This window comes from Streptomyces pathocidini, from assembly GCF_001418495.1.
Lineage (GTDB): Bacteria > Actinomycetota > Actinomycetes > Streptomycetales > Streptomycetaceae > Streptomyces > Streptomyces pathocidini.
Genome location: NZ_LIQY01000273.1, coordinates 1 through 11,731 on the forward strand (window position 1 = coordinate 1; position 11,731 = coordinate 11,731).

Here is an 11,731-nt window from a genome sequence, read left to right on the forward strand (position 1 = left end):
GTTGGGCGCTGCGCGCAGCGTGGGCTCCGACCGGCGCAGGCCGTTGGGCGAAGACACAATGACGGGCCCGGCCATGGTGCGGTCGAGCCCGTCATCTGTTTACCGGCAGCTATTCAGGCACCCTCAACGTGTTCGTTGCCGTGATCAACGGCGCCGTGCCGGAGATGCCGGTGATTCTGGCATTGTCCGTGTGGCAGACGTGTGATCGTTGGGGCGGTTGGCCCGGGTGGCTTGGGCTGGGGCGTACAGCGGGAGATCTGCGGTGCGGCGCAGGCGCCAGACGAGAACGTCGCTGACGGAATCGGCGGTGTCCTTTCTCGGCCGGCGGCGGCCTCGGCGAGCAGGACGCGGGGATTGTGGCCGGCGCGTTCGGTGTCGGCGAGGGTGGCGGCCAGGGCGTCCCAGCCGGGCTCGGCCAGGACGGTCTCGGCGAGGTCGGGGAGCGCGGCGTGCACGGTGGTGGCGTGGTGACGGCGCAGGGACGGGCGATGCGGCGGCCCCGTTCGCGCAGGACGGTAAGGGGTTCGCCGGCTGCCTGCCGGTAGGCGGCCCGCAAGTGCTCGGCGGTCCGGCGGGCGGCCTCGGCCTGCTGGGAGTGCTGTCGTTGGGCGTGCCAGTGGGCGGTGGCGACGGCGAGGAAGACCAGCATGTCCAGAACCATCGCGGTGCCGGCCCCGTCCTCACCGCGGCCGAAGGCGGGACGCCGTGCATCAGGTCTCGCGCCGCCCGGCGCAGACCTGCGCGTAGCGGAACTCGGCTCGGGTGTGGGAGCGGGAGGCCCGTTCGAACTCCCAGGCCGCCTGCCGCAACTCATCGCGGGTGTGGAGGGAGGAGGTCTTGGCGAGCGCGTCGAGGACTTCGCCGGTGGCGGCGATTTGAGCGGCAGCCGCGCCGTCATCGCCGCCCTGGTCGAGGACGAGCAGCGCTGCCCAGGCCGCGTGGGTAGCGGTGCGTCGGGCTGAGGCAGGTGCCGAGGACATTGTGGGGTGTTCCGGCCGCTCGCTGTCGGTGGTGTCCGGTGAGACGGTTTCGGGGGTGAAGCGTTCCTGGATGCGGGGCAGGGACAGGTCGGGGGTGAGCGGCTTGAAGGGGGCGGAATGACCAAGTCCCCGAAATCCCGCCAGCCCAATGGCGCCTCCACCATCTTCCTCGGCAAGGACGGCCGCTGGCACGGCTACGTCAGTGTCGGCGTCAAGGACGACGGCAGCCCGGACCGCCGCCACGTCAGCCGCAAGACCCGCCCCGAGACCACCAAGGCCGTGCGCGACCTGGAGAAGCAGCGCGACTCCACGGGCGTCCGTAAGGCTGGCCAGACCTGGACGGTCGAGACCTGGCTGACCCACTGGGTGGAGAACATCGCCGCGCCAACGTCGGTGAGAACACCATCGACGGCTACCGCGTGGCGGTCTGCCACCACCTCATACCCGGCCTGGGCGCCCACCGCCTGGAGAAGCTGGAGCCTGAGCACCTGGAGCGCTTCTACCAGAAGATGCAGGCGAACGGCAGCGCCGCCGGCACCGCCCACCAGGTGCACCGCACGGCCAACACGGCACTCAACGAGGCCGTGCGTCGCCGCCACCTCACCACCAACCCGGCCTCCATCGCCAAGGCCCCCAAGGTCGAAGAGGAGGAGGTCGAGCCGTACACCCTTGAGGAGATCCAGCGCCTCCTCCTCGAAGCGGGCAAGCACCGCAACCACGCTCGCTGGGTCATCGCGCTCGCGCTCGGTCTGCGCCAGGGCGAAGTCCTCGGTCTGAAGTGGGACGACGTGCACTTCGGGGAAGGCGTGCTCGTCGTGCGCCGGGGTCGCCTGCGGCCCCGCTACAAGCACGGCTGTGGCAACAAGTGCGGCCGCAAGCCCGGTTACTGCCCCCAGAAGATCAACACCCGACGCGAGACGAAGGACACCAAGACCCGCGCCGGCAAGCGTTCGATCGGCGTCCCCGAGCAGCTGCTGACCCTGCTGCGACGGCACAAGGAGGAGCAGGACCGCGAGCGGACCCTCGCCCGTGACCTGTGGGTGGAGAAGGGGCACGTGTTCACCTCGCCGACCGGCGAGCCGCTCAACCCCAACACCGACCACCACAGGTGGAAGGACCTGCTGAAGGCCGCCGGAGTCCGCGAGGGCCGACTCCACGACGCCCGCCACACTGCCGCGACCGTGCTGCTGATCCTCGGTGTCCCTGAGGCGGTCGTCGACCGCATCATGGGCTGGGAGCCCGGTAAGTCCGCCCGGATGCGCCGCCGGTACCAGCACCTCACCGGCCAAGTGCTCCAACAGACGGCAGCGAAGGTTGGCGGCCTGCTGTGGGGACCGCAGCCCTCTGTGCCCGCATCGGCACCTGGGGGTTCCGTGCCCGGCCCGAGCCAGGATCCCGTCCCGGCGGGCCCGACGGTGTACGTCGCCCGACTCGGCGAACGCCTCATCCCGTTCCTGCACTGCGAGCACGCGGAGGCGGTGGCCGTGCAGTGGGGCGCTGACCATACCAATCACGCGGCAGAGGTGGAGGAATGGGATCAGGAGAAGTGGGAGGACAAGGGCCCCGGCGGCGCGCGGGCCATTCGCGACAAGATGCCTGACCACCGGATCGTCCACCACGCCCACGCGGTGTTCATCCCCGGTGGCGAGCGGCTCAACATCGGCCGCGAACCCCAATGGTCCGTAACGGCATGGGAGTTCGAGGCCGACCTCTACACGGACCTCCCGGTCCGCTGGCACACCACCCGCCGACCCGGGCAGGAGGTCGAGGCCCAGGTGCGAGGCACGGACGAGGGCGCCGTCGCTGCGGCCTACGTCGAGGCTTGTGCACAGGCTGTGGATCGCGCGAAGGACCCGGGCAAGTACGGCGATACACAGGGCTGAAGTCCTCCAGCCTTGAGGGAGACGACAGAGCGGGGCCTCGACCGATCCGGCCGAGGCCCCGCAATGCGTGATCCGACAGCGTGTACCAGACGGTGTTCCGCGGATCGCTGAGGCTGATGTCCTAGCCGGGAATGCCAAGGTCCTTGAGGTACGTGAGGCGACCGTTGATCGCCGCTGAGAAGTGGCGCCAGTCGAGGCTTTCCACCAGTTCGATGGGCTTGGGGTTCTCGGCCGAGGACGTGACGTAGCACGCGGCGTCGTAGAGCTGTTCGGCCATGAGGCGCTCGCAGAAGATCCCGAACCGATCCTGGTATGAGGTGCCGTGCCAGATCTCGTCGAAGAGCAGGGCGCCCTTCGCGGTCTTGACCGGCCTGCGGGAGCCTTCGCCGTCCTGCATTATGAAGAAGTAGCCGAGCCAGGGCTTCTCCTTCGGGTACAGCTCGGCGAGGGCTGCGCGGCGGAGGTCCACCGCGCTGCCGAGTGCTTCCTCTACCCGGTTGTTGTAGTTGTTGCCGAACGACGGCCCTCCGAGCGCCTTCATCTCGAAGGCCGCGACGAGTACGCCCTGGTGAACGACTACGAGGTCCCACTGTTTCTGCGGCCGGTAGTAGCCGGGCAGCTCCAGGCCCTGGGACTTGCTGACGCGGATGCTCTCGGGCGGGAAGCCTGCATCGAGGAAGAACTTCGCCAAGAGGGTCGCGATCACATCGAAGTGCTTGCCACCGCGTACCGATCCGGCTGTGCCGGCGCCAACCGCGGCTTTGATCGCGGACTGCTCGTTCTGGAGCTGTTTCGCACCCCAGTAGGCCGCAATGGCGTCTTCGAAGTCTTGGTGGGTGACCGTCAAGATCCGTCCCTCCCTAGTCAGGCAGCTCGGCGAGTCCGTAGACGCGAAGCGCGGCCTCGGTGGCGGCCTTCACGTCGCGCTTGTCGAAAGCCTCTGCAAGGGCAACCCGGTCGCTCTCGCTGATTGCTGCGGGGTCGGGCACGCGGATCTTGCGGAGGTACTGCGCCTGAAACCGGAGGGTCCCCCCTCGCATCTTGACCGCGTACGCCTCCACGAACGCTTCCGCGACCTTGGACAGCAGCAGACCACCGAGTACACGCATGTCCCAGACGTCCGAGACGATGAAGTACAGGTTGTGGTGAGGGTACAGGCCGCCTTCATCGAGGACCGGATGGATCGTCAGCTTCATGTCCGGAAACAGCAGCTTGGGACGCCTGGTCAGGCGGTGGTCGACTTTGTCGATCGTCTTGTACCAGCGTTGAGGCTGCTTGACCGCGATGTAACGCTTACGCAGGGCGGCACCGTGCTCTTCGAAGTATTTGAAGAGCCGGGGGTGTGCGGTGAGGTCTACGAGGTCGCCTTCGGCAGTCCACGGGTTGACCAAGTAAGTGCCATGCCAGTTCAGATTGCCGCTGGTGGTGTCACGGACCATGGCCATCGGCAACAGCCGGTCACGTTCGACGAGGGTGTCGTCGTCCGTGAGGAAGACCTTGTCGGCGCCGGTGGCGATGCCGATGCCGACGCGGGTTCCGGTCTTGTCGTCCTCCAGCAGTCGGAAACGCTCGGTCAGCTCCTCCAGGGTCGCCAGCCTGGCTGGTGACGCGGCCGGCCACGAGTCCTCGTCCGGGAACCAGTGCGGCATACGCGCGGCCTGGAAGGCCGGGGTAGTGATCGACTCCGACGTGCCCTTCGTGTACCAGTCGGCGAAGTCGTGGGCCTGGGTGCTTCCGAACGCGCGGGTGGTGTCCGCTGCCACCGCCTCACCTTGGGAACGGTTCGAGATGATCGTGATCGCCGGATAGGCCGAAACTTGATCATCGAAGGCGTCCACGTCGTGCATGACGAGCGCCAGATCCATGCTGAAACGACGCTTGACCAGCTGTCGGAGCCGACGTCCGTACTGGTTCCGCATCCAGCGGTCCGCGCAGATGAAGCCCAGCTGACCTCCGGGCTTGAGGCTTTGCAGCGCGGTCTCGTAGAAGCCGATGTAGATGTCTGCTCGGCCGCCCATCGTGGGACAGGCGCTGCGATAGGCGGCCATCCGATGGTCGGGGACATCTTCAAGACGAATGTACGGGGGGTTGCCCACTACGTAGTCGGCACGGTGATCGGCGTCGGACTGCAGTAGGTAGTCGCCCTGTTCTACCCATGCTGCTGCTACTTCCGCTGCTTTCTCGGCCTGCCATCCCTCGTCCACCAGCTGCTTTTCGACGACCTCACGGCTTTGCTGCACGTTGCGGTCCAGCAAGTCCAGAGCACGAACTGCCGCGAGCGCGTCTCCGATGGGTCGATTGTGTGCACGGCATGAGGCACTGATCCGCGATGCCACAGCTGTCAGGAACGCCCCAGAGCCGCAGGCCGGCTCCACGAGCTTCACGTCGCAGAGATCCTTGTCGGCTGTGTAGCCGAGGAGGTCGAGGATCAGGTCGACCACCCAGCGTCGCGTGAACACCTCGCCGTGCTCCACGGCCTCCGCGGGAAGAGCAGGGAGACCGTGCAGATCGGTGTCAGGGAACAGAGGAGTGGCCACGTCTCGACACTACTAGGGAGGATCTCGGCCACGAGAGTTATCCACAGGTCGGCCCGCATGCGCGCCACCGCTACCAGCACCTGAGCGACCGCGTGGGCCACGCGGGCTCCGACCGTCAACGGGCGGAGCCCGCACTCTGCGAAGCGTGCCCGTCACCTTCCGAACTCTGAGGTCCGGCGCCCTTGGGCTTGAGCCTCTTATGCCTCCATGGTGAATGCCGCTTCGTATCCGTCGCCGATCTTGATGTCCTCATAAACGATGGTCTGACACAGTCGGTTCCATCGGTTGCCGAGTAGAACAGCAAGTCCCATCGGGCAGGCAAGGAACAGGTGCATACGCTGAACTCGGCGGGTGGAGCGGCGGAGGTGGTCGCGGATGCCCACCGCCAAGGCGTTGGCAGCGGTGCTGTCGGGGACGGAGCCGTCGTTTGCTTTGCCGCTCGGCGGGGCGAGGACAATGAGCTTACCGACCGGAAGGGCTTGCTCGCGCAGGTACTCCTGGACGTCTTTGGTGATCTCCGTCGCGACCGCGATGGCGACAGCGAGCTCGTCGCCCTGGCCAATCTCGTACTCAGTGGCTTCCGGGACCAAGGTGGTCTCGAACGGGTCGTTGGTGGACCAGAGCTGGCTGCCCGCCCTCCCCCGTTGCAGCACTGCGAGGTCGGTTCCGGTGACCATACGGAAGGTGGTACCAACCAGGAAGGCTGGTGCTAGACGGATGCTGCCTGTGACGGAGACAGCAGTCGCACCGGCAGGGAGACGTCCTGGCGCGGCCTCAATGTCCGCCTGAAGCTGGGCCCAGGTATGCGGCGACAAGGGCCGACGCTTGGTGTATTCGGAGTCGCTTTCGAAGCGGTCGACCCAATCAATGGCGTGGTCCGCGTCCGGCGCCATCAGGTCGGGCTTAAGGGTCGCGATCGACAGGACTGCCCGAGCGGGGCCAGCCTTCAGGGCCAACTCGTCGACGGCGGCCTCGACCATCGCCAGCGTGAGCTCGCGCTGGCCTTCCCGGACCATCTTGGCCACCCACCCAGCCCCCGACTCCAACGCCTGCTGGTCATGGCGAAGTCCCGCGACAGCCATCAACAGCCGGAGGTGCTCCTGGTACTTGCCCATGTTCACCGACAGGTCGAACTTCAGAACCGAGAGCAGGTCGAGAAGCTGGGCCTCGGTCAGACCTGCTTCTTCAGCCCACCTGGCACGGGCCTTGCCGCGAGCCGACCTGTCTCCGCCCGTGGCTGCCTTGGGCATCAGCAGCCCGGTGCGGGCATCGCAGACCTTCACCAGGTCATCAGCGGGGTCGGCTGCGCGGTTGGTGACCAAGCGCAGTTCGACGCTGCCGCCGTCTGCGGTCAACTGTTTCCACGTCCTGGCGATCTTCTTGAGGATTGAGGGGCCACCGCTGGCGGTGGGCTTGGTCAGGTATTCCGCATTGACCGGTGTGGAGCTGTCGACTGCGTACTTGACCTGCTTGTAGGTGTTCGGGGGGACATCACGCAGCAGGACTACGTCGTCGAGATTGCCGACGCCGTCAAGTTCGACGCCGACGGCGCGCACGGGATTGTGCGAACGTGCGGCGTTCTCACGCAGGAGAGTCAGGCATGCCTCCCAAGCGACGAGCCATTGGTAGTAGTCGCCGGTGGTGCGGACGCTTGTGGGGCCGGGTGCGGGTAGGTGGGCCATCAGCGCTCCTCGGTGAAGACGGGGGTCGGCTCTAGCTCCTCGGCAAGGACGAGGAGGTCCTCGTCCATGACGGATCGATCGGGGAATGCGCGAAAGATGGCCGCCGGGACCAGACGCTGGGTGAGATCGGAGAAGGTGTAGCCGGGGCGGCCCTCGGTTGGGCCGGTGAGCTTGACGACCTTGTGGATGGTCTCCGGTCGGATGCCGAGTCCGTCGAGTGCGCGGGTGAGGACCGCGTGGCGCTGCTCGTCGCTGGGGCGGGTAAAGGTGAATGTGGCCGCGGCGCGGCGCATGACGGCCGGGTCGAGGGCGCCGATCCGGTTGGTGCACAGCACGATGACGACTGGGAGAGCGGCGCCGGCCAAGCCATCGATGCCGGCCAAGAATGCGTCGACGCCGGCCCGATCCTCATGGTGCATCTGCTGTGCCTGGCGGGACTGCACCAGGGCGTCGGCCTCATCGACGACCAGAATCTGCACTGAGCGTGTTCCCCCAGAGCCCGACGCGCGCTTGCCCACCATGTGCATGTGGGTAAAGGCGTCTCCAATGAGGGAGGTCATCTCGCCGACGAGGCCGCTACCGCGGGTGGCGAGCTTGAGCCGGTACAGGTACACCGGCAGACCGAGCCAGTCGGCGAGGTCGCAGCCGAAAGATTCGGCCAGTGCGGACTTGCCGGAGCCGACGTCACCGGCGAAACGAACAGCGGCGCCCTATCTGCGAACAGGGCGAGAGCGGCGACGTCGCCGCCGTGGTACTGCGCGGCCCAGGACCGAAGCCGACGAGGGTCCGCGAGGAGTGCGGCCTCTTTGCGTAGGCGCAGCTTCGTTTCGTCCAGGCCGACCAGACGGTCGTAGCGGGCGCGTCGGGTGGGCTCGGGCAACTCGATGACTGGGTGAAACAGGTCGTCCTGGCTGGTCACGTGCTCGTTCCTCCTGCGGATGGCGCTGGACTAGAAGGCGACGTAGACGTCGCGTGAGACGCCAGTGCCGTTGCGGGCGTAGCCGTGCCCCGCGGTGCTGGTGCCCGCGACGGCACTCGGGGCGGTGCCGGTCGTCCGGGAGATCGGCAGGGCCTCCTTGACCCCGGTCTGCTGGCTGCTGGTCAGAAGCCAGAAGGCGGAGCTGTAGTTCAGGAAACTGTGAAAGCTGTAGCCGGTGAGGTCGACGGGGTCGGGGAAGCTGCCAGGTCGGGAGTCGATGAGCTGGCCGCCGGCCGTGGCTGTGTAGCGCAGACGAAACTTCCAGGCGTTGGTGGCGGTGTCGCGGAAGCCGTAGTCGACGGTGTCGAGATATCCGTCTCGCAGAAGCAGGGCGACCTCTTCGGCGAACTTCTCGATTCGCTCGTGGGAGGGTTCGCCGTAGAGGTTGTACAGCAGGCGCAGGTCGGCGGCGACTCTGCCTCCGACGTAGCGGGCATCGGTGATCGTGAACGAACCGGAAGCAGATCTGGAGTACGAGCCGGTCATGGTCACTCTCCCGGGAAGGTGGGGCCGAACAGCTCGCGCCAGAGGTCGAGCGCCTCGCTCTTCGTTGTCGCGTAGGCGGCTGTCGTGAGGGTGTCGAGGGTGGCCTTGGCGTGGTTGACCAACCGCTGGCGGTCGAACTCGGTGTAGCCCCGAGCGACGTTGTTCTCCGGATTGACCGGGTCCCAGACCCGGATAGGGTCTGTCGTCGTCCTTACGTCGTCGGCCGTGTAGTAGTCGGTGAAGACGATCGGTGTCTTCAGGCCCGTGCGGACGATGTAGGAGAGGACCTGCTCGATCGCCTGCGGATAGTCGTCGACCTGCAGCGGCTTTCCATTCCAGCCGACGTCCCAGAGGTGCGCGACCAAGAGTTCGATCAGGAAGGACTTGCAGCGCAGCTCCGGATCGCCCTCCTTGCTCTCGCGGATCCACGCCTTTAGGAGGCGGATCAGCTCCCGGTAGCCGTCGCCAGCTTCCCCCTTGCGCTTTTCGATGAAGCGCAGGTGCAGCGTGACCGAGGTGAGTACCTTGGTGCCGCCGCTGGTGACCAGGTAGCCCCGGTCGTCCGGCTCGCCGGTGTAGAGCACGGGCACCACGTCGATCTTCAAGCCGGAGCCTCGCATCGTGATGCCGACCGCATGGTCGGAGGGCTTGAAGTCCCCCGCGACCTTCGTCTTGCCATAGACCTCTTTGCAGCGCTCCTCCAGCCAGGCCAGTACCGTCGAGACGCCGATGTCGGGGCCACCGACGCGCAAGTACGCGGCAACGTCCGCGTCAGACCCTGTGCCGCCTCTGCGACGGATCGCTGTGTGCTTGGCCGTGCTGCCGGACGCGCGGAGCTTCACCAGGTCGAAGTCCGGGTGGGCGGCGATGTAGTCCTCCAGCCGCTCCCGCAGGTAGTTCACCTGACGACGGCGCTCCTTCGCCTCCTCCTTCGGCACGTTCACCTTGTTCTTCGCGAACGCCTTGAGGACCTCGTGGTCGACGTAACTCTCCCCCGCCATGGCTGTTCACCCTTCACCCGAGGAGTCGATTGGTAGGAGAACAGACTTACCACCCACCACTGACAAACCCGGTTGAGTTGCGAGGGATGCCCCGGCGCCGACGGCGGCCCGCCTAGAGGGTCCTCGGGCCCCGCCTGCCAAAGGAACTGCAACCCAAACTGCAACCCTCAACGTCGAAGGGCCCCACTGCGAACAGTGGGGCCCTTCGACATCGTGCCCGGTGAGGCACTGGCGGAGGATACGAGATTCGAACTCGTGAGGGGTTGCCCCCAACACGCTTTCCAAGCGTGCGCCCTAGGCCTCTAGGCGAATCCTCCGCCGGAAACAATACAAGACCGAAAGCAGTGCTCGCGAACCCGCCCCCCCGGCCCGGGCTCGGGAGGGCGAGGGGGTGTCCCAGCACCCCCTCGTATCCGTTACGCTGGGGCCAGCCCCTCACGCGGCGCTATCTCACCCAACTCCCCCAGGGCCGGAAGGCAGCAAGGGTAAGTGGGCTCTGGTGGGTGCGTGGGGGGCCCTTCGCGTTCCAGGGGCGGGCTTCGTCGTCGCGCCACCGCCGCCTCTCCGGGCTTCGCCCCCAGGGCCGGGCGTCACCGCCGCTTCTTCGCGCTCCGCGCCCACGGCTGGGCGTCACCGCCACCTATCTGGGCTCCGCCCCAAGGACCGGCCGCCACCGCCGTTCCTCCGGGCTCCGCCCCTAGAGCGGGGCGTCATCGCCGCTTCTCCTTGGCCCCGCCCCAAGGGCTGGGCGTCACCGCGGATCCTCCGCTTCGCCCCAGGGGCCCGGGGCCCACCGCGGCTTCCGTTGTCAGTGGCGGCCGATATCGTCGTATGCGTGTCGTCCCTCGCGCTGTACCGCCGCTATCGTCCCGAGACCTTCGCCGAGGTCATCGGGCAAGAGCATGTGACCGGGCCGCTGCAGCAGGCGCTGCGGAACAACCGGGTCAACCACGCGTATCTCTTCAGCGGGCCGCGCGGCTGCGGCAAGACGACCAGTGCCCGCATCCTCGCCCGCTGCCTGAACTGCGCCCAGGGCCCAACACCCACCCCCTGCGGCGAGTGCCAGTCCTGCCGCGACCTGGCGCGCAACGGGCCCGGGTCCATCGACGTGATCGAGATCGACGCCGCCTCCCACGGCGGTGTGGACGACGCCCGCGAGCTGCGCGAGAAGGCGTTCTTCGGGCCCGCTTCCAGCCGCTACAAGATCTACATCATCGACGAGGCCCACATGGTCACCTCGGCGGGCTTCAACGCCCTGCTGAAGGTGGTCGAGGAGCCGCCGGAGCACCTCAAGTTCATCTTCGCCACGACCGAGCCCGAGAAGGTCATCGGGACGATCCGCTCCCGCACCCACCACTACCCCTTCCGGCTGGTCCCGCCCGGCACCCTGCGCGACTACCTCTCGGAGGTGTGCGGCCGCGAGGCCAGCCCCGTCGAGGACGGCGTGCTGCCCCTGGTCGTACGGGCCGGGGCCGGGTCCGTACGAGACTCCATGTCCGTCATGGACCAACTCCTCGCTGGCGCGGGTGAGGGCGGTGTGACATACGCCATGGCCACCGCCCTGCTCGGGTACACCGACGGGTCGCTGCTCGACAGCGTCGTCGACGCCTTCGCCGCCGGGGACGGGGGCGCGGCCTTCGAGGTCGTGGACCGCGTCATCGAGGGCGGGAACGACCCCCGCCGCTTCGTCGCCGACCTGCTGGAGCGGCTGCGCGACCTGGTGATCCTCGCGGCCGTGCCTGACGCGGCGGAGAAGGGGCTCATCGACGCCCCGGCGGACGTCGTCGAGCGCATGCAGGCCCAGGCCTCGGTCTTCGGCGCGGCGGAGCTGAGCCGTGCCGCCGACCTTGTCAACGAGGGGCTCACCGAGATGCGCGGTGCCACTTCGCCGCGGCTCCAACTCGAGCTGATCTGCGCCCGCGTGCTTCTACCCGGCGCTTTCGACGACGCCCGCTCCGTCCAGGCCCGCCTCGACCGCCTGGAGCGCGGCGCCGCCTTCGCGGGCGGGCTGTCGACGGGGGCGAACGGCCCCGCGGTCGGCTACGTCCCGGGCCCCGACGCCCACGCGGCCCCCGCAGCCGGCCCCTCGGGCCCCGCCGCAGCCCGGGCCGCCCTGGGCAGTGGCGGTACGGGGACGGGCCCGGCCGCCGGTACGGGCGCGGGTACAAGCGCGAGTGCGGGTT

At 67.7% G+C, this 11,731-nt stretch carries 8 protein-coding genes, 1 tRNA gene, 1 other RNA gene and 1 pseudogene; 3 read left to right on the forward strand and 8 right to left on the reverse strand.

Annotation, left to right across the window (positions count from 1 at the left end; genetic code table 11):
* Positions 1 to 710: 710 nt before the first annotated feature.
* A complete protein-coding gene (locus AOK16_RS29275) occupies positions 711 to 1,172 on the reverse strand; it encodes a hypothetical protein (protein ID WP_205627687.1) in 462 nt (153 codons plus the stop codon).
* Here AOK16_RS29275 and AOK16_RS29280 point away from each other — a divergent pair.
* A pseudogene (locus AOK16_RS29280) lies at positions 1,098 to 2,311 on the forward strand (tyrosine-type recombinase/integrase); the annotation flags it as partial. The gene AOK16_RS29275 and the pseudogene AOK16_RS29280 overlap by 75 nt on opposite strands.
* A 673-nt stretch (positions 2,312 to 2,984) precedes the next feature.
* Here the strand turns inward: AOK16_RS29280 and AOK16_RS14555 are convergent.
* From AOK16_RS14555 to AOK16_RS14585, 7 genes are all read right to left on the reverse strand, one after another.
* Positions 2,985 to 3,710, reverse strand: a complete 726-nt coding sequence (locus AOK16_RS14555; protein ID WP_055472683.1) for a PaeR7I family type II restriction endonuclease — start codon at positions 3,708 to 3,710, stop codon at positions 2,985 to 2,987.
* 13 nt (positions 3,711 to 3,723) lie between these two features.
* Complete coding sequence (locus tag AOK16_RS14560) at positions 3,724 to 5,400, reverse strand: Eco57I restriction-modification methylase domain-containing protein (protein WP_079101381.1); 1,677 nt, start codon at positions 5,398 to 5,400, stop codon at positions 3,724 to 3,726.
* 197 nt (positions 5,401 to 5,597) lie between these two features.
* A complete protein-coding gene (locus AOK16_RS14565; protein WP_055472684.1) occupies positions 5,598 to 7,082 on the reverse strand; it encodes an SAVED domain-containing protein in 1,485 nt (494 codons plus the stop codon).
* The gene (locus tag AOK16_RS14570; protein WP_240483569.1) at positions 7,082 to 7,744 is read right to left on the reverse strand and encodes an AAA family ATPase; all 663 of its coding nucleotides are present in this window, start codon (positions 7,742 to 7,744) and stop codon (positions 7,082 to 7,084) included. The genes AOK16_RS14565 and AOK16_RS14570 overlap by 1 nt, the downstream gene beginning before the upstream one ends.
* A 287-nt stretch (positions 7,745 to 8,031) precedes the next feature.
* A complete protein-coding gene (locus AOK16_RS14575; RefSeq protein WP_055472685.1) occupies positions 8,032 to 8,547 on the reverse strand; it encodes an HORMA-1 domain-containing protein in 516 nt (171 codons plus the stop codon).
* A gap of 2 nt (positions 8,548 to 8,549) precedes the next feature.
* Positions 8,550 to 9,548 carry a CBASS oligonucleotide cyclase gene (locus AOK16_RS14580; protein WP_055472686.1) on the reverse strand — a complete coding sequence of 333 codons (999 nt, stop codon included), beginning with the start codon at positions 9,546 to 9,548 and terminating at the stop codon, positions 8,550 to 8,552.
* Between the two features lie 229 nt (positions 9,549 to 9,777).
* Positions 9,778 to 9,865 (reverse strand) — tRNA-Ser (locus AOK16_RS14585).
* A 110-nt stretch (positions 9,866 to 9,975) separates the two neighbouring features.
* On the opposite strand from AOK16_RS14585, the gene ffs reads away from it, so the two are divergent.
* An RNA gene (gene ffs / locus AOK16_RS25640) (signal recognition particle sRNA small type) lies at positions 9,976 to 10,070 on the forward strand.
* Positions 10,071 to 10,383: 313 nt separating this feature from the next.
* The coding region (locus AOK16_RS14590; RefSeq protein WP_240483568.1) for a DNA polymerase III subunit gamma and tau at positions 10,384 to 11,731 on the forward strand (1,348 nt) is incomplete at its 3' end.